Raw genomic sequence first — 23,340 nt, 5'->3', positions numbered from 1 at the left:
GCGTCCGCTTAAGTGGGCGCATGATCGCAATTGGCCCCGACGATACGCGAAAACCGCAATATAGCCTCTGATTTGGACGAGGAGTACGCCCGTGTCAGATTCAATGCCACGCCGAGTGCGTCGAATGTTCACGCTGAACCGCCCCTGGTTCGCGACCGTTGGCCGCGACACCATGCGTGACGATGCGATGGCGGGCCTGACCAATGCAGCCATCGTACTACCCCAGGGCGTCGCCTTTGCCGTGATCGCCGGTTTGCCGCCGCAATACGGGCTGTTCACTGCCATGATCACGCCGATCATCGCAGCGATCTGGGGTTCTTCCGTCGTTATGGTATCGGGGCCGACCACAGCAATCTCGGCCGTGCTGTTCGCCACGCTGACAGAGATCACGCCCGCCGGCACCCCGGCTTACGTCGAATTGGCGCTGGGGATGACCATCATCGTCGGGCTGATGCAGTTGGCGGCTGGCATCGCACAGATTGGTGCACTGATTTCGTTTATCTCGCATTCGGTCATCATCGGCTTCACCGCCGCCGCAGCACTGTTGATTGCCGTTTCGCAATTGGCGGATGTTCTCGGTCTTACAGTCGATCCTGGAGGCTCAGTCTTCGCCCGGCTCTACCGAGTCTATGCCGGGCTGGATCAGACAAACCTCACTGCGCTTGCGATCTCTGGCTCGACCCTGGCCACCGTCATTGTAATACCGAAAATCAACAAGCGTCTGCCCGCATACATCGTTGCGCTGCTGGTCGGTTCGGTGACAGGCTATGCCCTTGGCGCGCCGGACCATGGCATCCAGATGTTTTCCAGCCTGCCTTCCATCGTGCCGTCGCTCACGGTGCCAGGGCTCGACTTTTCGACCACGATGCAGTTGGTCCCGGGAGCTGCGACCATCGCTTTTGTCGGCCTGCTAGAGGCCATTTCGATCGGCCGGTCATTTGCCCTGCGCCGGGGCGACGCTTATGACGCCAATCAGGAAATCGTCGGCCAGGGCCTGTCCAACGCCATCGGCGGGTTCTTCCAGGCTTATGCCGGCTCCGGCTCGTTTACGCGTTCAGCGCTCAACGCTGAATCCGGCGCCCGCACGCCACTTGCGGCGATATTCGCGGCGGCCTTTCTGTTGATCATGCTGTTTCTGCTATCGCCCTTTGTGCAGTACATACCGGTTCCAGCCATGGGCGGCATCATCCTCTATATTGCTTGGCGCCTGATCAATGCCGAGGAAATCCGTCACATCATCACCTCTTCACGCAGCGAAACCGCGATCCTACTGGCGACGTTCCTGACCGGTATCGCGACACAACTGGATTTCGCCATTATCGTTGGTGTGATCTGCTCGCTCTTTTTCTTCTTGCGAAAAAGCTCATTGCCCTGGGTCGGGGTGATGTCACCGGCAACCTACAGGGGCGTCCGCAGTTTCCGCAATGCCCGCCTCTACAACCTCAAGCAATGCCCGCAGATCGCTGCTATCCGCATCGAAGGTCCGCTCTTCTTTGCATCTATCGAACATGTAGAGCACGAATTCCGAAACGCCGAGGCTGAGGCCGGCGAGCGCCCGATTGTTGCCCTCACGCTGCGCAGTGTTGGTGACATCGACCTTTCAGGCGCCGACTTTCTGGTCAAAGAGATCGAAACCTGCCGCAAACGCGGTGGCGATTTGCATCTGGTCGCAACCTACCTGCCGCTGCTGCGCACGCTTGCGCGCACACACGTCCTTGAAATTCTTGGCAAACAGAACCTTCACGCGTCAAAATACTCGGCGGTCGCGGCTGCGGTTGAACAGGCAGACGAAGAGATCTGCAGAAACTGCCATATCCGCTCTTACTTTGAATGCAAAGGCAAGCCCAAACCGACGGACTTAGTCGAGCGCGAAGATACAACCGAAATCGTTGAGATTCTGGGGCCGCAAAGAAATTCAGGCCAAGGGTGATTTTGCATAGAGAAACACTGCGTATCAACCGGCTTCAGCCATATGGAGTCGTTAGAGATTCGCCGGAAAGCGTTGCATTGAGTTGCTTGGGATGTGCCGGGCAGCAGTTTTGACGGAGGATGTAGCGTTTGCACGAATGGACGCCGCGTTGACGCGCCGTAGCGATTTTTTGACACCGAAGCAGGCCGATCAGCAGAGCGGAAAGTATATCGTGCCTATTAATATATTAATATTGTCACAACGCAGAATATAAGCTATCTCAGAGAGCAAGATCGAAAACCGAGGATCCAGCGGCGTGTCAGGTGTTTTGCATTCGGTGCCCATTTGGCCAGGCGAAGACGAAGTTGTTGGCGTCAATAGACGAGTACTGAATCACGTAATCATGACTGAACAAGGATAGGCTAGGTGACACTTCTTCCCGTTGAACTCAGCGACAAGTTCGATCTTTCCAAAAATCAGGTTTACTTGACCGGAACGCAGGCCTTGATCCGCCTGTGCCAAATGCGGTCGGAATTAGACAAGTGTGCTGGCCTGAACACAGCGGGCTATGTGACCGGGTACCGTGGATCGCCGCTCGGCAATGTCGATCAGCAATTTTCCCGCGCCGGAAAATATCTCGACCCCTATAACGTGAAGTTCGAGCCGGGCCTGAACGAGGATCTTGCCGCTACCGCGGTCTGGGGAACGCAGCAGGCCGAAATGCGGGGCGAGGGCGCCTATGACGGCGTTTTCTCGATCTGGTACGCCAAAGGCCCCGGCGTCGACCGCACCGGCGACGCGCTGCGTCACGGCAACCTGGCCGGCTCGTCCAAGAATGGCGGCGTGATCGTGTTGATGGGTGACGATCACACCTGCGAAAGCTCCACCACATGTCACCAGTCGGAATACGCGCTTGTTGATGCGCTCATTCCGGTTCTGAACCCATCCAACGTGCAGGAAATCATCGAGTATGGGCTGCATGGCTGGGCCTTGTCGCGCTATGCCGGGGTCTGGTGCGGGCTGAAATGCGTCAAGGATAACATCGAGTCCTCCGCCTCGATCGACGCCAGCGTCGACAGTTTCAAATCGAACATCCCGACGGATTTCGACATGCCCGAGGGCGGCCTGAACATCCGCACCGGCGATTCACCGCAGACCCAGGAAGCGCGCCTTCACCAGTATAAAATCGAAGCCGCGAAGGCGTATGTACGCGCCAACGCTCTGAACAAGGTTGTGTATTCCGGCGGCGACAAGCCGCGTGTAGGTATCGTCAGCACCGGCAAGTCTTACATGGACACACTACAGGCGCTTGACGAGTTGGGTATCGATGAGGCTCGCGCAAACGAGCTGGGGTTGGCGCTGTTCAAAGTTTCGATGCCATGGCCTCTTGAGCCGCAGGGGATCTGCGATTTTTCCCGCGGGCTGGATCTGGTTATCGTGGTCGAAGAAAAGCGCGGTCTGATGGAGGATCGCATGCGCGTGCTGATGTACAATTACGACGACGCACCGAAGATCATTGGCAAACTGGACGAGAAGGGCCGCCGCCTGTTCCAAGTTGAGGCAGCGTTGAATCCCATCCAGATTGCGGCGGAAATCGGCAAGCGCATCGGGCGGAAATTAGGCGATCCGGCATTGATCGACGGCTCTAAGGAAATTGGCCAACGTCTAAAACAAGAACGCAAGGAGTTGGGCGTTCAGCGCAAGCCCTACTTCTGCGCTGGATGTCCGCATAACAGCTCGACCCGTTTGCCGGATGGCTCGCGCGGCTACGCCGGGATCGGCTGTAGCTGGATGGCGCAATTCATGGATAGGCGTACCGAGGGTTTCACCCAGATGGGCGCTGAGGGCGCCAGTTGGATAGGCGAGAGCAGGTTTTCCAAGCGCAAGCACATGTTCCAGAACCTGGGCGACGGCACCTACAATCACTCCGGGCTTCTGGCGATCCGAGCGGCGGTGGCGTCGAATACCAACATCACCTACAAAATTCTCTACAATGACGCTGTTGCAATGACGGGAGGGCAGCCTCACGAAGGTGACCTGAACTTGTACAAGATCGCCGCCGAGGTTCACGCGGCCGGTATCAGGAAGCTGGTATTGGTTTCAGATCATCCGGACATCCATCCGCGGTCGAAACTGCCGACGGGCACACGGGTCGAAAACCGCGACAACTTGCTTGAGGTCGAAACCGACCTGCGCGACACCGATGGGGTGACCGTTCTGCTTTACGAACAGACCTGCGCCGCCGAAAAACGTCGCCGACGAAAAAGGGGTTTGGTGGAAGACCCCGCCGAACGCGCCTTTATTAACGACCGCATCTGCGAAGGCTGCGGCGATTGCGGTGTGCAGTCGAACTGCGTCGCGATCTTGCCGAACGACACGGGCTTTGGTCGCAAGCGAATGATCGATCAGGCCGCCTGCAACAAGGACTTCTCCTGCGTCAACGGCTTCTGCCCGAGCTTTGTCACTATCAAAGGCGGCGGATTGCGCAAGGCAACCAAGGTCTCGGCCGAGTTGCCTGAAATTCCACTTCCCGCCAAGACGGTACAGCTGGGTCGACCCTATGCAATCGCGCTGACCGGCGTTGGCGGCACCGGTGTCGTGACAATCGGCGCTCTGCTGGGCATGGCTGCACATCTTGATGGCTTCGGCTGCGGATTGATCGACATGACCGGCATGGCACAAAAGGGCGGCGCCGTGACCACGCATATCAAGATCGCCAAGACACCTGAAGAGATCAAGGCGATCCGCATTGCGCCAGGCAGCGCCGATTTGGTCCTGGGTTGTGACTTGGTGGTCAGCGCCGGCGATCAATTGATGGCATCGATCAACAAGGCGCGCTCAAAGGTGGTGGTGAACACCCACGAGATGATGACAGGCGACTTTACCCGTGACGCGGATTTCAAACTGCCAGTCAACCTGATGTTGCAGCGCCTGACCAGTTCGGTCGGGGACGGCGCCGCCCACTTCGTGGACGCAACCAAGGTCGCCGGTGCCTTGATGGGCAATTCCATTGCCTCAAACCTCTTAATGCTCGGTGTCGCATTCCAGCATGGGCTGATCCCAGTGAGCGCCGAGGCGATCAGCCGCGCCATCGAGTTGAACGGTGTTGCCATTGAATTCAACAAACAAGCCTTTCAATGGGGGCGGATGTGGGTCCACAACCAGGCTGATGTTGAGGCACGGATCAGCCAGGAAGCAGATGGGCCCGCACGCGAGATACTGGACGAACGGATCGCGCGTCTGTCAGCCGAATTGGTCGATTATCAGGATGATTCTTACGCGCAGCGCTATCTAGATCTGGTTGAGCAGGCCCGCGCGAGCGATCCGAGCAAGGACAAAGTTCTGACCGACGCGGTGGCGCGCTATGCCTATAAGGTCATGGCCTACAAGGATGAATACGAGGTTGCGCGTCTGTATTCCGCGCCGGAGTTCTCGGAAGAAATCGCCAAGAACTTCGACGGGGACTTCAAGCTGTCGGTGCATCTGGCCCCGCCGCTGCTGACCCGGATGAACCCGAAAACCGGCCGGGTCAAGAAGATCAAATTCGGGTCTTGGGTCTTCAAGGTTTTCCCCCGTCTGGCGCGGATGAAAAAGTATCGCGGAACCAAGTTGGACTTGTTTGGCTACACCGCCGAACGCAGGGCCGAACGGGCCTTGATTGGCGAGTACGAAGAAATGATCCACGGTCTGCTGCCGCGCCTTGATGCAGTCGACTACGACACCGCTGTGGCTTACGCATCGCTGCCCGAGCGCATTCGCGGTTTTGGCCATGTCAAGGAGCGCCACATTGCCGACTATCACAAGCGCAAGTCGGACTTGGAAGGTGCGTTGGCCAGCGGCAAGAGCGGAACAAGCGATGTAGCCTGACCTGGTTCTTCAACCCGGTGCGGCAAGGATTGAGACCTGCCGCGCGGGTCACATCCAGCCCCTGAGGCTTGTCGGTTGCCGCCCCACGAATAGGAACATGTCATGATGTCTTTTCGCTTTCAGACGACCCGATCGGTGTTGGCCGAAGTTGGCGCCACCGCGAAAATCGGCGAGATAATGGCTGCGCGTGGTTGTCAAAAGATCGCGTTTGTCACAGACGAGATCATTCTGAAACTTGGTCTGGCCGATGCAGCCCTTGACGGATTTCGCAAGGCTGGGTTGGAGGTCTGGACATTCGCAGACGTTCAGCCGGACCCGCCTGAAGCTGTCATTCTGACCGCGGTCGAGCAGGCGCGCGCCGAGAACATCGACGGTGTCGTCTCGGTTGGGGGTGGTTCATCGCTGGACACGGCCAAGCTGATCGCAATGCTGCTCAATACCGACCAGCCCATCTCCGAAATGTACGGCGTGAACCTTGTGCAGGGCGAGCGGTTGCCGCTGGTACTGGCGCCGACGACCGCAGGCACCGGGTCAGAAGTGACGCCAATCTCGATCGTGACCACCGGAGCCAATGAGAAAAGAGGTGTAGTTGCGCCGCAACTTCTGCCGGATTTCGCTATTCTGGACGCCGAGTTGACAGTGGGGTTGCCTGCTCAAGTGACGGCGGCGACCGGTATCGATGCGATGGTGCACGCGATCGAGGCCTTTACCTCGAAGCGGCTCAAGAACGTGGTGTCGGATTGTCTCGCCAAGCAGGCGCTTAAACTGTTGGGGCAGAATATCCGCAAAGCCTGCTTTACTCCGCAGAACAAGGCAGCGCGCAACGACATGCTGATGGGGTCGATGCTGGCCGGTATGGCCTTTACCAACGCGCCCGTGGCGGCGGTTCATGCTCTGGCCTATCCGCTTGGCGGACATTTCCACGTTCCGCATGGCCTGTCGAACGCCTTGGTTCTGCCCTACGTGCTGGAATACAACCTGCCCGAGGCACAGCAGATGTATGCCGAACTGGCCCCGATCATCTTTCCCGAACTCGCCGGCAAACCAGGTGCGGTGAGGGCCGAAGGCATGATCAACGGGTTTCAAAAACTCGGGCCCGAGCTTGGGATGCCGTCGCAACTGTCCGATGTCGGCGTCAGCCACAACAATCTTCCGATGCTGGCCGAAGACGCGATGAAACAAGAACGGCTCTTGATCAACAACCCGCGTGAAATGACCTATGAGGCCGCACGCGATATTTATGCAAAAGCGTTGTGAGGTGCGAGCATGTCTGATGATCCGCTAATGAAGGCGTGGCAAGACTCCCATGACGAGTTCCTGCGCGCGCAGGAACAGTTCTGGCGCCGGATGATGGCGGAATCCCCGCGTTCGTTCAGCGAAGAGGAAACGCGCAGCAATGCAGATGACGCCTGGGAAGCCGCCCGGGCCCAGGGCCAAGCCTGGTTCGAGGAACTGGCAACCGGTAAGGTCTTTGCAAATCTCGCGGACGAGGGGATCGCGCGCGACACCCTCCAGCGTGCCCTTGACCCTGCTCAATTTGTCAATGCCGGTTCGGGCGAGATCAACCGGGCCATACAAAAGCTGGTCGAAGGGCCCGAATTTGCCGATATCGGTATTCTTGAAAGGCAGGAGCTGAAAGCAACGGCGGAATGGCTGGCGCTACGCGATGCATCAAACGAACTTCGCCGTGTGACCAGCAAGGCCTGGACGCGCGCATTCGTCCGGTTCAGCGAAGAACAGGTCCAAAACCCCGAAATCTGGCGGGACGGTTTGCGCGCGGTGATCGACCGCTGGTTGGAAATCGCCAACGACGAGTTGATCGCCCATCATCGCACATCGGAGTTTCTGAACGCGCAGCGCAACCTACTGCGTGCGGGCATGGATTACCGGCTGCGGGAACGGGATCTGGTCGAAATATGGTGTGAAACGCATTCGATCCCGACCCGCACTGAAATCGACGACCTGCACTGGATGGTCTACGAGCTGCGCCGCGACGTCCGTGCCCTCCGGAAACGCAATGCCGAGATGGAACAGAAGCTGCGCGCGCCCAAAAAGAAGCGTGCGGCCCCTTCGAAATGATGTCGGAGTGACCGATGCCAGACCAGAACAACCCATTTGAAAACAATCCGTTGAAGGACGCCTGGGAACTCAGCCACAGGTTGGCTCAGAGTGCCGAGGCGCTGTCACGCATCAAGGAATCCGACGTGGATGTGGGCGCAACGCCCAAGAAATTGCTGTGGCAGCAGGACAAGGTGACGCTGCATCACTACGAGCCGCTCGACGGGGTAGAAGTTGTGACCGGCCCGGTCTTGATCGTCTATGGGTTGATCGGACGCTACACGATGGCCGATTTGCAGGAAGACCGTTCGTTGGTACGCAACCTGCTGGCACGGGGCGTGGATCTTTTTGTGGTGGACTGGGGGCATCCCACCCGCGCCGACCAGAACCTGCTTCTCGACGACTATGTCGATTACTACATGGACGACTGCATCACCCATCTATGCGATGTGGCCGGGGTAAAGCAGGTTTCCCTTCTGGGTATCTGCGAGGGTGGCGTATTCTCGACTCTCTATGCCGCGCGGCATCCCGAACGGGTCAAAAACCTGATGCTGACGATCACCCCGATCGACTTCCATGGTGACAAGGCCGACAGCGATGAAAGCCACGGCTTCATCAATCTCTGGACCCGCAACCTGGAGGATGAGGACATCGACAAAATGATCCGGGCCTTCGGGAACCTTCCGGGCGAGTTGATGGCCAGTGTCTTTCAGATGATGACCCCCGTGCGGACTCTGACCAAATACAATCTTGACCTGATGGACGCGGCCAAGGATGAAAAGCGGCTTCTAAATTTCCTGCGAATGGAAAAGTGGCTGGCCGACAGGCCGCACCATCCCGGCGCTGCGGCGCGCCAATGGTTGATCGAGCTCTACAAAGAAAACCGTCTGGTTTGCGGAACGTTCGAGATTTCCGGCCAGCGCATCAACCTGGCCGATCTGAAGATGCCGGTGCTGAACGTCTATGCGGCGCGCGACCACATCATCCCGCCGCCGTGCACTAGGGCGCTGGCCGAACACGTTGGAACCGACGACTATACCGAGATTGAATTGCCCGGCGGCCATGTGGGCGTGTATGTCAGCGGCAAAAGTCAGGGTATCGTTGGCGAGGGGATATTCGACTGGCTGATGCAACGCTTATGACGACGCCGGGAAAAACCCGCCTCAGTTCCGACTCGGAAGAAGACGCCGTCATCGATACGACACAGAAGTCGGCCTGTACGCCCAAAACCGGCAAAGTCCGGTGTATCTCGCGAACCGGGTTCCACGAGATCGCCTATCGAGACTGGGGTTCGTCCCGAAGCAAAAGCAATATCGTCTGCGTGCATGGCCTGACGCGGAACAATCGTGACTTCGACAACCTAGCACAGCGGCTGTCGCACCTTCACCGTGTGGTCTGTCCCGATCTGGTCGGGCGCGGTGAAAGCGACTGGCTGAATGATCCAACGGATTACAATCTGTTCCAGTACAACATTGATTTGACTGTCTTGCTGGCGCGAATGAATATCGACGATCATACGTGGATTGGCTCCTCACTTGGCGGTCTAATGGGGATATCTCTGGCGGGGATCGAGCGGTCGCCCATCAAGCGGCTGATCGTAAACGATATCGGGCCAAACGTACCCTTCTCCGCGATATCGCGCGTGACCAACTATGCTGGCGTGGTGACTGAGTTCGAGACGCTCAAAAAAGTGGAGCACCATCTCCGCAGCATACTCGCCCCATTTGGGCCGATGACAGACCGCGACTGGGCCAAAATGGCGCGCACCAGCTCCTTCAAATCCGGCTCGACCTACCTCCTGCGCAGTGATCCTGAAATTATGCAGAATTTTCGACGGTATTGGATGTTCTCCCATTTTTCGCTCTGGAAACAGTGGGAACGGATCAAATGCCCGGTACTCATACTTCGCGGCACCGAGTCCGACTTTTTGCCGAATTCTCTGCTCGATCGAATGCTCGACCGCCAAAGTCGCGCCGAAGCCATCGAGTTTGACGGTGTCGGGCATACCCCGACGCTCAACGCAGCCGAACAGATAGATCCGATCTGCGAGTGGCTGGACCGTACAACGTTTTAGATGGCGACTGCAATCAACGCACTGGCGGAAAGGTCGGGTAGGTATTGGCATTCCCTTTAGTACCACTGGTTCGCGCGTTCCCAGAACGTGAACCTAAGCGAAAAGGCAAGAAATTGAGTCACTTTAGCGCAGCCACAATTAATCCTGAGGAATACACATAATGAACGTAGCGCTGGCGATCCTGCCAATTGCAATTACCATCCTGTGCGGCTGCCTTCTTGTTCAGTGCAAGATGGTGCCCCGGGCGCAATGGGCGGGCATCGAATTGCTGGCGTATCGTCTGTTGATACCCGCGATTCTGATCAGCGCCATATCAGGGGCGGAAATCGAGTTCGTTGCATTTGGCCGATTGATCACAGTACTGTTGGGGTCGCTAACCCTCGCCGGATGTGCGATGCTCGGGTTGCGCTTGTTCTTGAACAAAAGCAGGTTGCCGAACCCGGCGCTGACTACACTCTTTCAGACAACCACCCGATGGAACGGGTTTATCGCCTTGGCCATTGTCCAGCTCGCGGTGGGGGACGGAGGGTTGGCGATGGTTGCACTGATCATGGCCGTCATGATCCCGTTCATCAACGTTGCCAATATCGTTGTGCTGGCTGCCTATGGGCCCGCAAACCCCAGCTTTGTGCTGATCGCAAAAGCCGTGACGACCAACCCGATGGTGCAAGGTTGCGTGATTGGCCTTTGCGTGAACCTTTCGGGGATTCCGCTGGCAGAACCGATCCGGCAAGCGCTCGATCTGGTCGGTCGTGGTGCGATAGGCATCGAGATTCTGGCTGTCGGAGCCAGTATCGAACCCCTACGCTTGTTCGAAGGTTCCGGTCTGCTCTGGCTCGGTGTGGTGTCGCGGTTGCTTTTCTGCCCCGCGCTGTTTCTGCTTTTTGCCGGCATGGTCGGGTTGAGCGAGATGGAGACTTTCATCGGCGCGATTGCCCTGGGGGTTCCAGCGGCGTCGGGGGGATACATCATTGCCCGTCAAATGGGGGGTGACGCCGAATTATATGCGGAGATAGTCGCCTGGCAGACCATCGTTTCGATGTTTGTTCTGCCCTGTTACATGTTACTGCTTCTTGCGTGAACAACCCACATGATCCTTTGCCGACAATTACACACTGGTGCACGAAAATCTTCAGCTAGAGATTAAGCATCATGAAAACAATAAGATGGGCGTTCTAGGTACCTCCAGTTTCGTACAGCGGTTAGTGGCGCTCGCGATACATTCGGCGTAGGGCGCGCGTTGGCGACATCTGTCAGGAGATGTGTCCGGGACTTCGCGTCTTCTCGGATTATGAGGCCTTGCTGGGGGACCCCGAGATAGATGCGGTTAAATCCCGTTGCCCAATCATCTGCACGTTGAATGGCCCCGCCGGGCTCCGCAAGCGGGCAAACACGTCTTGTGTGCAAAGCCGCTGACCATGCAGGCGCGGGAATTTGAGGAACTGACGGCGCTGCGCAATCAATTCGGTCTGATCGTGGCAGATGCTTTCATGATAGCGCATCATCCACAATTGCAATGGGTCCGGTCCCTGCTTCAGGACGGAGTAATCGGTCGGTGCGTGCAGACGGCATGTTCACCTACGATAACCGAGACGACACAGGGCTTATCCGCAACCGGCCTGAAACTGGTGGTGGCGCGCTCCGCGATGTGGGATGTTATCCACTGGGGCCCGTTAAGTAGGCGTTTTTGTAGAATTCTGGCTGCGAAGGATTCACATCACGAATCCATGCAGTTAGACGGGTGAGATGCGCGAGCTCACACCTGCCGGCTATCGCTAGACGAATTGGCCCAGCTACAACGATGTGCTCGGGAAGCGCGGGTCGCTACTGATTTGGTTGGACAAAGAGATGACCTGGCTCGCGCCGCAGGAACGGCGGCCGGGGCGTCCACTGGGCTTCTCGAACGCGGCGATCCAGTTCTGCCCATCGATCAAGGTTCTGTTCAATCTGCTGCTCCGGCAGACCGCCGGGATGGTCGCTAGCCTTTTGCACGTGGTAGGGCTGGATTGGTCCGGTCCCGGTTTCTCTATTCTGTGCCGTCGAAAGAAAGCGCTGGCCGTCCAGATCCCGTATCGCCGTGCCGACGGGCCACTGAACCAGCTTGTCCCCTCTCGGCAGCATGTTGTGCATGCGCCTGCCGGTTAAGAAATGGCAGGCCCACGAACACGGCGTTCCGGGGCGGCGCCAATCGCGCAAGGAGCATCCTGCGATGAATGCTGCCTCGTCGGACATCCGTGCCGTCGAATTCACCTCCAGCCGCGACGGCCGCCCTCATCAGCCGCTTCAATGCACTCGGCACCGTCGAGGTCGTCCGCGTCGCCTAAGTCCAGAGGAGAAGGGGTGCAGGCCTCAAGAGGGAGTTCTGCAACGACGCCCCGTGAATGCATTATGAACAACGGTTACAGATGCGAAATTGGAACGGTTCTGACCTTCGTTGACGCCCAATCCGTTCAAGTGAACCAGACCTTAAGCAGCAGCGATGCATAGCGGGATCAATTTGGTCAAGGTATTCCGAACGGAACTCTTCGCGCTCGGGTTTTGCCTTGCTAAGTTTTTTGCTAGATCAATAGGATAACACTTTATTCGCTAAGCCTCCGCCGCCCGGTCAGAAAGCTACGATTAGCAACAGTCTTCATTCGAGCAACTGCTGCGGTGCTACCTAGGATGCGGCCACATTCGTACTTGAGGATTACGAGAGGTTCCCAATCACCGTATGGTTGGGTGGACAACCAAAATTGTGCTACCCAGATTCGCATGAGTAAATTACACCCCGAAAAGACATTCGAAGTTCGCAAACTCTTTATTGAGCTAGTGGAAAGCGATGAAGTTGCCGAGGGCGACCGTTTACCGTCTGAGGCCGCCTTAGCCTTGAGGTTTGGTGTCAGCCGCAACACAATCCGGGAACTACTGGTTCAGATGGAAACCGAAGGTCTGATCCTGCGCAATCACGGCATCGGCACTTTTCTACGTTGCGCCCCGAAGCGCCATGGGACCTATCAGAGTTTCCCACAACTGATTGCGGAGTCTGGGCGCAAGCCATCGATCGATCTGGTGGGACCGTTGGACTGTGTTCCGCCTCAATCCGTTATCGGTGAGCTTGGTGCATCCCGAACGCAGGCAATCAAGAAGATCGAGAGAACCTTAGGGGCCGATGCGATACCGGTGGCTTACATTGTCGATCACCTTCCGGCCCGGGTCATTGAGCGAATTGCATCATGGGATGACTTCTCAGGAGATATGGTTGCGTTGATCGGACAGGCTGTCGGGAACACGCGGTTTACACAGAATGTCTCGATCAATGCAGTTTCCTGCAGTGCTGATCTTTCCAAAAGGCTCAGGTTAAAAGTTGGAGATCCGGTCATTCATGTCCACACTTTGATGCAAACGATGACAATGGAACCGGTTGCCGTTACCGACAGCTTTCTGCGTCCTGGCGAGCTACCTTTGGAGTACCTTGGGACAATTCGGGTGACGCCCTATGGCTGAGCCGGAGTAAATGCGAACCTGTTCAACATAATCGCTTCCAGAGGGTGCATTTTTCAGGGCTACTGTGTGCTCAATAGTCAAAATGCTTTGGGCATTATTCTGCAGCAACCTTGAAACATGCCCTACACTCGTATCACGCCATGGGCTTGCATGATTATCCAAACACGCAGGCATTTGCGTTATACAATCGCACTTCGTTGATTTGAGGTGGTTCGCGTGCACTAGGAACTTCATCGATGCGTAATACGTTGTAATTAAACCATATTACCGCCCATCGCGCGACGGGTCATCAATGCCACACAGGTAGGTGCCCTTCGAGATTGACTATTCAATCGATTCGTTGACGAGCAGGTCGACCAGTCGGCACAGCAAACCTCACTACCTTTTTGGAAGAGTTTGAAACACGCCGACCGATGCTGTGTGACCAAAGTTAGGCTTTGAATTAAAAGGTTGGACGTCCAACCTTTACTGTGATAACCATCGCGTATGGGAGATTATATCAAAGACAAAAGCGATGAAGTTCGCGGCCGACTGATCCAACTGGTTGGCGAGAGCGACATGAAGGTCGGTGACCAACTACCCTCCGAGGCATCATTGGCGGCCACATTCGGCTTTAGCCGCAACACCGTTCGCGAGACGCTGGTGCAGATGGAGTCCGAAGGGATTGTCACTCGTAACCATGGAATCGGCACCTTCTTGCGAGAGGTTCCTAAGGACCATGGAAATTATCTGAGCTTTCCCAACATCATTAGTGAGATGGGAATGAAAGCGCGAGTTGTCTTGACAGAACCTAGATCGCATGAGGTACCCGGAGAGGTCGCAAGTGATCTAAAGGCAAAGCGTCCGAACGACATCAAGCGGGTGGAACGTGTGATCTACGCTGATGACACGCCCATGATCGTTGTCAGTGACTATCTTCCGCAGCGCCTCGTTGAGCATATTGAGGATTGGTCACATTTTGATGGCGATATGATTGCCCTTGTAGGCAAGCTTACGGCTCAGAATCGATTCTCTCAGAAAGTTTCGGTTTCGGCGTTGAATTGTGATGCCCGGATTTCCGAAATGCTTGAGGTGGAGCAAGGCGCGCCGCTGGTTCAGGTTCATTCGGTTCTGCAAACCATGACGCTAGAATCGGTGATCGTGTCCGACAGCATTGTCCTCCCGAACACAATTCCTCTCAACTATCTGGGCACAATTCGAGTGAACTGCGATGACTGATCAACCGAACATATTGGTGCTTTTTAATGATGACCATGGCCAGTGGGCTTTGCCATCTTATGGAAACAGCGAATTGCGCACGCCAAGCATCGACTATCTGGCCCAATCCGGAGTGGTCATGGAAAACGCGTTTACGCCAATCCCTGTCTGTTCTCCTGCGCGGGCATGTTTCTTCACCGGGCTGCTTCCCAGCCAGCATGGCATTCACGACTATATCGCTGCCGCCAGAGAGTTTCACACTCGCGAGTGGATGAAGCCGTTCGAAACCCTTCCTGAAAAACTTTGCAAGGCGGGGTATGAATGTGGTTTTTCCGGAAAATGGCATCTGGGCCGGGATGAGCTAGTGCAGAACGGTTTCTCCGACTGGTTTGCCCTGTCGGGCGACTATCCGATCCAGCACAAAGGGGTCTATCGCTATTCTGACAATGGTCGGGACGTGGAACTGGCCGGATACAAAACGCACCACATTACCGACCGGACAATCCGGTTTCTTCAGTGCCGGGACAAGAACGCACCATTCTTTCATTTCACAAGCTTCTATGCCACGCATTCCCCTTGGTCGGGGCAGCCTGAGCGGCTGGTTGAGCCCTATCGCGATTGTGGCTTCGATGACATCCCGTCAGCCGAGAGGGTGTTCGGCGGCGAGGTGCTGAATATCGAGCACTCCGAAGCATCCGATGCATCGAAACACGAAGCAAAAGCGCAGTATTACGCATCCGTCAGCGCTATCGATGAGGCCGTCGGGCGTATATTGGATGAGCTTGAAACCAGTGGTGATTTGGAAAACACCATCATCCTTTACACTTCGGATCATGGACTATGTCTGGGCCATCACGGGATTTGGGGCAAGGGGAACGCCACTGCGCCGCAAAACCTTATCGAGGAAAGTATCCGGGTGCCAATGATTTATTCTGCGCAGGGACGTTATCAAAGCGGCGTCCGTTTGCAGCAGTTTGCCGATCATATGGATTCATTCAAAACTCTGGCCAGTGCTGCCGGTGTTCTTGATTATGCGATGACGCATCCCGGCGGCGATCTGAGCGCGCTTTTGCAAGGCCAAAACGACGTGTGGCGGGACTTCCAGGTGGCCGAATACGGTACCGCGCGCATGATACGCACAAAACAACACAAACTGATCCGTCGCTACGACAACCGCCCCGACGAATTATTTGATCTGAGCGTTGGCGATGGAGAGGGAAACAACCTGATAGCCGATCCGTCCTATAGCGGCGTCAGCCGGGATCTTGGAGACCGGCTGGAGGCGTATTTCGAGCAACACGGTGTACCGCCAAAAGATGCTGACTGGTTCTTTGGCGACCCGCAATTCAATCGCGCAGAAGCCTGGCGCTGATCCTTTGGGAGGAGACAAAATGAAACTCAAGACCATTCTTGGCTGCGGTCTCGCAGTTATGGCACAAACCGCATGGGCAGAAAGTTCCATCAGTTTCGATCAAGCCCTGGCCTGTGTTCAGGACCAGGTACCGGCAGGCGCTTATGTCAGAAATGATCTGGTTCCGTCGGATGCCGATCTGGAAAGCATCACGCCGCTGAGTGAACCGGTGACCCTAAAGGTCGGTTTGTCCTGGGTGCTGAACGCCGAACATGCGCATTTCTACAATGCAATCGAGCGTGGTTATTTCGCGGATGAAGGCATCGAGATTGAACTGGTGCCCGGCGGTCCCGGCAAGAACCATATCCAGACTCTGGGGGGCGGCGCCGTTGATGTGGCCGTTGCATCTTCCGGCTCGTTCATTCCGCAGGCTCTGACATCTCCAACGCCGATTGACGGCCTTGTTGTTGTTGGCAGCGTTCTGAAGGGTGCTCCGGGTGCTTTGCTGACCATTGATGAGGAATTGATCGGCAAAGAGCTGACACCTGAGGATCTGAAAGGCAAAACTGTTGCCGGCGGTCCGTTCCTGCGTCATTTGCCTATCATGCTGGACAAGGCCGGTATTGATGAAAGCGAGGTCAACGTCATCAAAGCCGGCTTTGCCCCGGACGCGCTGTTTGCGGGTGCAGCAGATTTCTATTTTGGCTGGATCTTCAACCAGACGCAGGTCATCGAGGATCGTGGGCATGAATGGAACGCCATTCTATGGAAAGACTTTGCGTTCAACGACTATCCGGTCTCGATCGTGATGAAGCAGGAAATGCTGGACGAGAATAGCGAAGTCGCAAAGCGTTTCATGCGCGCCACTTATCGGGGGCTTGCGGATGTAGTCAACGACCCAGAGGGTTCTGCAGAGATCACCGTCAAGCACGCGACGGATGCCACCGGCATCACAAAAGACGATGTGCTGTTCCGGTTCAAGAACCAGGAGTTTCTGATCACCAACGAAGGCGAGCGGCTACTGGAGACCTCGTTGGACCAATGGGACGAAAACGCGGCCACGCTAGTGCAGTACGGTTTCTTCCCGACTGTTCCCTGCGAATGATCAGAACGTTGGAGGGTTAACTCATGAGCGCCATATCGTTCAAAAAATTGTCGAAGTCCTTTGGCGCTGTTCAGGCCCTCCAGGACATCAATATTGAGATCACTGAGGGCGAATTCATCGCCCTTATCGGGCCGTCCGGATGCGGCAAGACGACAGTGTTGCGACACATTATTGATCTTGAGACCCCGACGTCGGGCGAAGTTCTGGTCGGTGGTAAGCCTCCGGATGAAATCAGGCGCGAACACAAGATGGGCACGGTATTCCAGCGCCCTGCGCTTGTTCCGTCCAAGACTGTACTGGAAAATGTCCAACTCACGCTGGATATTACCGGTGTCACTGGTCCCCTGTCGCCCAAGGAAATCCTAACCAACTTTGGATTGGGACAGTTTCTGCATCATTACCCGCACCAGCTATCGGGCGGTATGCAGCAAAGGGTGAACATCGCGGCCGCTATGGTTCATAATCCACCGTTCTTAATGATGGATGAACCGTTCAGCGCGCTGGACGAAATGACCCGCGAGTACATGTGTGAATTTGTCGGCGAAGTGTTGATCAAAGACCCCAAGACGGTTGTTCTCGTGACGCATTCAATGGACGAAGCCGTCATGCTTGCGGACAGGATTATCGTGCTGGCGCCGCGTCCGGGCCGGATCGAGAAAACGGTGCATGTGGATTTCGCGAGACCACGGCGCCGGTCGCTCAAAACTGATCCCGCGTTTGGGGACAAAGTTCTCGAGGTTCGCCGAGAGCTCTATGGCGTCGAAGAAGACGCAGAAGAGGAGGCGGCATAATGGAGCGCTACGGCTATCTCTTTATGATCGTGTCGCTGCCAATCATCTGGCAGCTGTTGGTCTGGACCTCGGGCCTTGAGCCCTTCATTCTTCCTGGACCTGTTCCGGTTGTGGAACACGTAATCATCGAATGGCGGATGTTCCTCTATAATACCGGGGTGACGATGGTGGGGGCATTAGTCGGCTATGCCTTTGCCAACATCTTCGCGATCGCGATCGCAATCCTGTTTGTCTATGTGCCATCGGTGCAGAACTTTATCATGCCCTGGTTCATCGTAATCAAGAACATTCCTTACGTTGTGATCGCGCCGATCCTCATTCTTACATTGGGCTCCACCCCACTCCCGAAGATCATCATCGTCTTTATCGTGACGTTCTTCCCTCTGGTGGCAAACGTTGCTGCTGGTCTGCGGGCCGCAGATGAAGTGTTGCTTGACAGGATGCGGGTTCTGAACGCGTCACGCTGGCAGATCTTCTGGAAGGTGCGTTGGCCGGCTGCCATCCCTTACTATATGGCCGCGCATGAGATCGCGTTTACCGGCGCAATCATCGCCGCGGTGGTCGCAGAGTTCTTCTTTTCGCGCGAAGGTTTGGGCTACCTGATCGTGACGGCGCTGGAAACCTATCGGGCGGACACGCTGTATGGTGTGACGTTGATTGCCGGTGTCCTTGGCGTTGGCAACTATCTGTTGGTGGTTCGTTTGCGCAAGTGGGTAATGCGCTGGCAGGAAGCATAGGCTCTCCTACTAAAGGGCTTTTGGGCGTCGCGGACGCACCGCCCAATCCCAAGAAATTGTGCGGGGAGACCCGCGCGGCACACTAGTGTCGCGAACATTCTCAAGAAGGTGCAGCTGCCATCAGACCCGACTACTAGTCGTCTGACGCAGCCCGTACGGTTCCCGCCCAAGCGGCGTGGCAATTGCCCTGCGTAATATGCACTACCCACGGAGCGCCGGTGACCGGCAAAAAACGAAGGGATTGGACGTGAACGTTCAAGATACAGTTAATCTCATTCAAAACCGATCCGGCATCGGAAAGGTCGATGTCGCCCTGGTTCTTGGATCGGGCCTGAGTTCGTTCATTGATGAGATTGAAGGGACCAGCATCGACTATTCAGATTTGCCTGACTTTCCGCATGCAGGCGTTTCGGGCCATGCGCCGAAGCTGAAGCTTGCCACGATTGGCGGGACAAACATCGCGATTCTGGGCGGGCGCATGCACTACTATGAGCGTGGCGAGGCGGACGTCATGCGTTTCCCGCTTGAGGTGATCGCAGGCCTGGAGACCACGAAGCTTATACTGACCAACGCAGCAGGTTCTGTGCGCGAAGCATATCAGCCGGGCAGCTTGCTGCGCATTTCGGACCATTTGAACTTTTCCGGACTGAACCCGTTGATCGGTGAAGAAACCGACCGCCGCTTTGTCGCGTTGGACGGTGCCTATGACGCAGAGATCGGGGCAGCACTGGACGCTTCGGCAGCCGCAGTTGGCGTCGAACTGCCGAACGGAGTGTACACTTGGTTCTCGGGCCCGTCTTTTGAAACCCCGGCCGAGATCCGCGCGACTCAGGTTCTGGGTGGTGATGCTGTCGGTATGTCCACGGTGCCCGAGGTAATTCTGGCGCGTTTTCTTGGTCTTCGCGTCGGCGCCATTTCGACCATCACCAATATGGGCGCGGGCATGAGCGACGAAAATCTCAGCCACGAGCACACCAAGAACATGGCCCCGATTGGCTCGGCCAAACTAGCCAAGGTGCTCAAGCACTATCTGGAAAACTACAAGGGTTAAGGTCATGGCGCGCGCATTTGTGTTTGTTCTGGACTCGGTGGGCATCGGCGGTGCACCGGATGCAGCCGACTTTGGTGACGAAGGTTCCAATACCCTGGGCCACATTGCGCAGGCATGTGCAGAAGGTAACGGTGATCGGCAGGGCGTACGCTCGGGCCGATTGCACTTGCCCAACATGGCCGAAATGGGTTTGAGCGCTTGCGCAAACGTTTCGGTTCCTGATGCAATAGACGATCTGGGAGCAGAAGCCTTTGGTGCTTGGGCCGTTGGCCGCGAAACCTCGGCAGGTAAGGACACACCGTCTGGCCATTGGGAAATCGCCGGCGTTCCGGTGGATCGTGCCTGGACGCATTTCCCGGATACCCAACCATGCTTCCCGCCGGAATTGGTTGACCAGATTCTGGCCGGAACCGGTTTGCCCGGCATTCTGGGCGACAAGCATGCGTCGGGAATTCCGGTCATTCAGGAGTTTGCCGAAGAACATATCCGCTCGGGTAAACCAATTTGCTACACTTCAGCCGACTCGGTATTCCAGATCGCCGCTCACGAAGAGCATTTTGGTCTGGACCGGCTTTATGAGGTATGTGCGAAGGTTTTTGAACTGACTGCACCCATGCGCGTTGGGCGCGTCATTGCCAGACCATTCGTTGGTGACGCCGAAACTGGATTCTCGCGCACCGGGAACCGCAAGGACTTTACCGTTGAACCTGCCAGTGACACGCTGCTCGACTATGTGAGCAATGCAGCTCGCAACACGATTGGAATGGGCAAAATTGGCGATATCTTCAGCTATCGCGGGCTGGATGAAGTGCGCAAGGCGCCGGGCAACATGAAGCTCATCGACAAAACAATCGAAGCAATGGATGACCTGGCGGATGGTGGCTTCATGTTCGCCAACTTTGTCGATTTCGACAGCGAGTTCGGTCATCAGCGGGATGTGCCCGGATATGCCAATGCGCTGGAGGAATTCGACGCCCGCATGCCTGAAGTTTTCGAACGCTTGCTCGAGGGCGACCTGCTCATTTTGACCGCCGATCACGGCAATGACCCGACATGGCGCGGCTCTGACCATACTCGTGAGCAGGTTCCAATTCTGATCCGCGGAGCAGGTTTCTCAGGGGATCATGGAATCCGGTCGCTTTCCGATATCGCTGCCACGGTAGCGCATCATTTGGAAGTCCCATACAAGGCCGCGGGCACGCCAATGGGGGCGTCTTAAAGTGGTGCATACGAAAGCATTCGCATCCTGGCGACCGATGCACCCGTCACTGACCACCGAACGAATTTGCTTTTGCCCGGCTTTAATGACGCGCATCTGCATTTCCCGCAGGCACAAGTCATTGCCTCCTGGGGGAAACAGCTGCTGGACTGGCTGCAAAACTATACGTTCCCGCCATGACTACGAAGGCGTGGACTCGGCGGCGGCACATACCCTGATGGACGATCTAATTGGGCGGCTGGCGGCACTGTCGAAAACCAAAGGCGGATCTCTGACCGTCGCACACACGGATCAGTTTTCGTACCACGACCCGGTCGATGGCTCGGTCAGCCACAATCATGGACTGCGCATCTGGTTCAAGGGCGGCGCGCTGGACACCGCAACTCAGACCGCGCTGGCCGATTTGTCGGCAGGTGTTGCGGACCTGACCGACCTGAACACCCGCACCCACGCAGCGCGCCTGATGTGATGACTTGACCGTTCCGAGGACATGATATGACTGAAAGAAGCGATCTGAACCGCCTTGCCGACTGTATCCGTGCGCTTGCGATTGATGCGGTCGAGCAATCGCAATCGGGCCATCCCGGCGCGCCGATGGGCATGGCCGACATGGCGGCGGTGCTTTATGCCAATCACTTGAAGATTGACGCGGCCCATCCCGACTGGTTCGACCGCGACCGCGTGATCCTGTCGAACGGCCACGCCTCGATGTTCCTGTACGCGCTGCTGCACCTGACCGGCGCACCGGGGATGAGCATTGATGAGATCCGCAATTTCCGCCAGTGGGGTTCGACCACGCCGGGCCACCCTGAAGTGGGCCACACGCCGGGCGTTGAAACCACCACCGGCCCGCTGGGGCAGGGGCTTGGCATGGCCGTGGGCTTTGCCAAAGCCGAGGCGCGGATGCGGGAAGAATTCGGGGCCGATATCTGCGACCACCGCACTTGGGTTTTTGCCGGTGACGGCTGCCTGATGGAAGGTATCGGGCAAGAGGCAGCCTCGCTTGCGGGCCATCTGGGTCTGGGACGGCTGAACCTGCTGTATGACCACAACGGCATCTCAATCGATGGCAGCACCGATCTGGCCTTTACCGAGGATACGGCTGCCAAGTTCGCCGCACTCGGCTGGCATGTGCTGCACGCCGATGGCCATGACACATACGATCTGGATCAGGCGATGCAAGCGGCCAAGGACGAGCTTGATCGTCCTTCGATCCTCCTGTGCCGGACCACCATCGGCTATGGATCGCCCTCAAAGGCGGGCAGCGCGAAATCGCATGGCGCACCACTGGGGGCCAAAGATGCGCAGGCGGCCAAGGCCGGGCTGGGTCTGCCGCCCGGTGCGTTCGACCTGCCCGCCGACCGCGTCGATGCGTGGCGACAGATCGGCGCGCGCGGACAGGCGGATCATGAGGCGTGGCAAGCCCGCGTTGATGCGCTGCCAGCCGACCAAAAGGCCGAGTTCAACCGCCGCATCGCAGGTGATCTGCCCGCCGGGTTTGACGCCGCCTATGATGCTGCGCTGGCCGATCTGATGGCCAACCCGCAAAAGGTCGCCACCCGCAAGGCCAGCCAGATCGCGCTGGAAACCCTGACCGAAGCCGTGCCGGAACTGATCGGCGGTTCAGCGGATCTGAGCGGGTCGAACCTGACCAAGACCGCCAGCACCGATACGGCATTTTCCCGCGCGGGCACTGGCCGTTACGTGAATTACGGCGTGCGCGAATTCGCAATGGGAGCTGCGATGAACGGGCTGGCGCTGCATGGCGGGCTGATCCCGTACGGCGGCACGTTTTTGGTCTTTTCAGACTATATGCGCAACGCAATCCGGCTGTCGGCTCTGATGGGCACGCGGGTTGCTTATGTGATGACGCATGACTCGATCGGTCTGGGCGAGGACGGCCCGACCCACCAGCCCGTGGAACATCTGGCCAGCCTGCGCGCCATCCCGAACCTGCATGTGTTCCGGCCCGCTGATGTGGTGGAAACACTGGAAGCATGGCGCATCGCGCTGGAGAGCCGTGACTCGCCATGCCTGCTGGCGCTGTCGCGGCAGGGTGTGCCGCAGTTGCGACTGACTGATGCGGGTGAAAATCTCACCGCAAAAGGCAGCTATGTGATCCGAGATTGCGAGGGCGCGCGCGATGTCACACTGATCGCCACGGGTACCGAGGTCGCGTTGGCCGTCGAAGCCGCAGAAGATCTGGCACAGCACGGCGTCAACGCTGCTGTCGTCTCGTTGCCTTGCTGGTCGCTGTTCGATGCGCAAAGCGAAGCCTACCGGGCCGAGGTTCTGGGCGACGCCCCCCGTATCGCCATTGAGGCCGCCAGCCCCTTTGGCTGGGCCCGCTACGTCGGGTCCGAGGACAACGTGATCGGGGTACGCAGCTTTGGGGCCTCAGCCCCGGCTGAACGGCTGTATCTGGAATACGGAATTACCCGCGACGCCATCGTGACGCGGGCACTGGACCTAACGAAAACCGCTAACTGAGAGGA

At 57.1% G+C, this 23,340-nt stretch carries 18 protein-coding genes and 2 pseudogenes; all 20 read left to right on the top strand.

What is annotated here, in order from left to right; all coding sequences use genetic code 11:
* The first annotated feature begins 91 nt into the window (after positions 1–91).
* The 20 genes and pseudogenes from AB1E33_RS20955 to tkt all read left to right on the top strand — a co-directional run bounded on the left by AB1E33_RS20955 (position 92) and on the right by tkt (position 23,335).
* Positions 92–1,930, top strand: coding sequence for a SulP family inorganic anion transporter (locus AB1E33_RS20955; protein WP_372579195.1), 1,839 nt, complete (start codon positions 92–94; stop codon positions 1,928–1,930).
* A 405-nt stretch (positions 1,931–2,335) separates the two neighbouring features.
* On the top strand, positions 2,336–5,776 hold the full coding sequence (locus AB1E33_RS20950) for an indolepyruvate ferredoxin oxidoreductase family protein (RefSeq protein ID WP_372579194.1): 3,441 nt from the start codon (positions 2,336–2,338) through the stop codon (positions 5,774–5,776).
* A gap of 102 nt (positions 5,777–5,878) precedes the next feature.
* Positions 5,879–7,033, top strand: a complete 1,155-nt coding sequence (locus tag AB1E33_RS20945) for an iron-containing alcohol dehydrogenase (RefSeq protein WP_372579193.1) — start codon at positions 5,879–5,881, stop codon at positions 7,031–7,033.
* Between the two features lie 9 nt (positions 7,034–7,042).
* The gene (locus AB1E33_RS20940) at positions 7,043–7,855 is read left to right on the top strand and encodes a poly(R)-hydroxyalkanoic acid synthase subunit PhaE (protein WP_372579192.1); all 813 of its coding nucleotides are present in this window, start codon (positions 7,043–7,045) and stop codon (positions 7,853–7,855) included.
* 14 nt (positions 7,856–7,869) lie between these two features.
* Complete coding sequence (gene phaC, locus AB1E33_RS20935; RefSeq protein WP_372579191.1) at positions 7,870–8,976, top strand: class III poly(R)-hydroxyalkanoic acid synthase subunit PhaC; 1,107 nt, start codon at positions 7,870–7,872, stop codon at positions 8,974–8,976.
* A complete protein-coding gene (locus AB1E33_RS20930; protein ID WP_372579190.1) occupies positions 8,973–9,908 on the top strand; it encodes an alpha/beta fold hydrolase in 936 nt (311 codons plus the stop codon). The genes phaC and AB1E33_RS20930 overlap by 4 nt, the downstream gene beginning before the upstream one ends.
* 160 nt (positions 9,909–10,068) lie before the next feature.
* The gene (locus AB1E33_RS20925; RefSeq protein ID WP_372579189.1) at positions 10,069–10,989 is read left to right on the top strand and encodes an AEC family transporter; all 921 of its coding nucleotides are present in this window, start codon (positions 10,069–10,071) and stop codon (positions 10,987–10,989) included.
* A gap of 256 nt (positions 10,990–11,245) precedes the next feature.
* Positions 11,246–11,653 (top strand): Gfo/Idh/MocA family oxidoreductase, encoded by a 408-nt coding sequence (locus AB1E33_RS20920; RefSeq protein WP_372579188.1) that lies wholly within the window; start codon positions 11,246–11,248, stop codon positions 11,651–11,653.
* A 58-nt stretch (positions 11,654–11,711) separates the two neighbouring features.
* Positions 11,712–12,174 (top strand): annotated as a pseudogene (locus AB1E33_RS20915) (transposase); the annotation flags it as partial.
* 488 nt (positions 12,175–12,662) lie between these two features.
* On the top strand, positions 12,663–13,394 hold the full coding sequence (locus AB1E33_RS20910) for a GntR family transcriptional regulator (protein ID WP_372579187.1): 732 nt from the start codon (positions 12,663–12,665) through the stop codon (positions 13,392–13,394).
* A 486-nt stretch (positions 13,395–13,880) separates the two neighbouring features.
* A complete protein-coding gene (locus AB1E33_RS20905; RefSeq protein ID WP_372579186.1) occupies positions 13,881–14,612 on the top strand; it encodes a GntR family transcriptional regulator in 732 nt (243 codons plus the stop codon).
* Entirely contained in the window at positions 14,605–15,963 is a 1,359-nt protein-coding gene (locus AB1E33_RS20900; protein ID WP_372579185.1) for a sulfatase family protein, read from the top strand. The genes AB1E33_RS20905 and AB1E33_RS20900 overlap by 8 nt, the downstream gene beginning before the upstream one ends.
* Before the next feature lie 19 nt (positions 15,964–15,982).
* Complete coding sequence (locus tag AB1E33_RS20895; RefSeq protein WP_372579184.1) at positions 15,983–17,047, top strand: ABC transporter substrate-binding protein; 1,065 nt, start codon at positions 15,983–15,985, stop codon at positions 17,045–17,047.
* Positions 17,048–17,070: 23 nt separating this feature from the next.
* Positions 17,071–17,838, top strand: a complete 768-nt coding sequence (locus tag AB1E33_RS20890) for an ABC transporter ATP-binding protein (RefSeq protein ID WP_372579183.1) — start codon at positions 17,071–17,073, stop codon at positions 17,836–17,838.
* Positions 17,838–18,575 carry an ABC transporter permease gene (locus AB1E33_RS20885; protein ID WP_372579182.1) on the top strand — a complete coding sequence of 246 codons (738 nt, stop codon included), beginning with the start codon at positions 17,838–17,840 and terminating at the stop codon, positions 18,573–18,575. The genes AB1E33_RS20890 and AB1E33_RS20885 overlap by 1 nt, the downstream gene beginning before the upstream one ends.
* Positions 18,576–18,816: 241 nt before the next feature.
* The gene (locus AB1E33_RS20880) at positions 18,817–19,626 is read left to right on the top strand and encodes a purine-nucleoside phosphorylase (RefSeq protein ID WP_372579181.1); all 810 of its coding nucleotides are present in this window, start codon (positions 18,817–18,819) and stop codon (positions 19,624–19,626) included.
* Between the two features lie 4 nt (positions 19,627–19,630).
* Positions 19,631–20,845 (top strand): phosphopentomutase, encoded by a 1,215-nt coding sequence (locus AB1E33_RS20875; protein ID WP_372579180.1) that lies wholly within the window; start codon positions 19,631–19,633, stop codon positions 20,843–20,845.
* A 36-nt stretch (positions 20,846–20,881) separates the two neighbouring features.
* Positions 20,882–21,019 (top strand): annotated as a pseudogene (locus tag AB1E33_RS20870) (guanine deaminase); the annotation flags it as partial.
* A 43-nt stretch (positions 21,020–21,062) separates the two neighbouring features.
* Positions 21,063–21,314, top strand: a complete 252-nt coding sequence (locus AB1E33_RS20865) for a hypothetical protein (RefSeq protein ID WP_372579179.1) — start codon at positions 21,063–21,065, stop codon at positions 21,312–21,314.
* A gap of 26 nt (positions 21,315–21,340) precedes the next feature.
* Positions 21,341–23,335: a transketolase gene (tkt, locus tag AB1E33_RS20860; protein ID WP_372579178.1), complete on the top strand. Its 1,995-nt coding sequence runs from the start codon at positions 21,341–21,343 to the stop codon at positions 23,333–23,335.
* Positions 23,336–23,340 lie beyond the last annotated feature (5 nt).

Origin of the sequence: Ruegeria hyattellae (genome assembly GCF_041537925.1) — a bacterium.
GTDB lineage: Bacteria > Pseudomonadota > Alphaproteobacteria > Rhodobacterales > Rhodobacteraceae > Ruegeria_C.
This window is presented reverse-complemented; position numbering and strand designations above follow the sequence as displayed.

Excerpts from the sequence above, each read along its gene's own strand:
- AB1E33_RS20885 (WP_372579182.1), top strand. The coding sequence starts at position 17,838 with ATGGAGCGCTACGGCTATCTCTTTATGATCGTGTCGCTGCCAATCATC.
- AB1E33_RS20865 (WP_372579179.1), top strand. The coding sequence starts at position 21,063 with ATGGACGATCTAATTGGGCGGCTGGCGGCACTGTCGAAAACCAAAGGC.
- phaC (WP_372579191.1), top strand. The coding sequence starts at position 7,870 with ATGCCAGACCAGAACAACCCATTTGAAAACAATCCGTTGAAGGACGCC.
- AB1E33_RS20930 (WP_372579190.1), top strand. The coding sequence starts at position 8,973 with ATGACGACGCCGGGAAAAACCCGCCTCAGTTCCGACTCGGAAGAAGAC.
- AB1E33_RS20895 (WP_372579184.1), top strand. The coding sequence starts at position 15,983 with ATGAAACTCAAGACCATTCTTGGCTGCGGTCTCGCAGTTATGGCACAA.
- AB1E33_RS20945 (WP_372579193.1), top strand. The coding sequence starts at position 5,879 with ATGATGTCTTTTCGCTTTCAGACGACCCGATCGGTGTTGGCCGAAGTT.
- AB1E33_RS20940 (WP_372579192.1), top strand. The coding sequence starts at position 7,043 with ATGTCTGATGATCCGCTAATGAAGGCGTGGCAAGACTCCCATGACGAG.
- AB1E33_RS20890 (WP_372579183.1), top strand. The coding sequence starts at position 17,071 with ATGAGCGCCATATCGTTCAAAAAATTGTCGAAGTCCTTTGGCGCTGTT.
- AB1E33_RS20905 (WP_372579186.1), top strand. The coding sequence starts at position 13,881 with ATGGGAGATTATATCAAAGACAAAAGCGATGAAGTTCGCGGCCGACTG.
- AB1E33_RS20910 (WP_372579187.1), top strand. The coding sequence starts at position 12,663 with ATGAGTAAATTACACCCCGAAAAGACATTCGAAGTTCGCAAACTCTTT.
- AB1E33_RS20900 (WP_372579185.1), top strand. The coding sequence starts at position 14,605 with ATGACTGATCAACCGAACATATTGGTGCTTTTTAATGATGACCATGGC.
- AB1E33_RS20875 (WP_372579180.1), top strand. The coding sequence starts at position 19,631 with ATGGCGCGCGCATTTGTGTTTGTTCTGGACTCGGTGGGCATCGGCGGT.
- tkt (WP_372579178.1), top strand. The coding sequence starts at position 21,341 with ATGACTGAAAGAAGCGATCTGAACCGCCTTGCCGACTGTATCCGTGCG.
- AB1E33_RS20925 (WP_372579189.1), top strand. The coding sequence starts at position 10,069 with ATGAACGTAGCGCTGGCGATCCTGCCAATTGCAATTACCATCCTGTGC.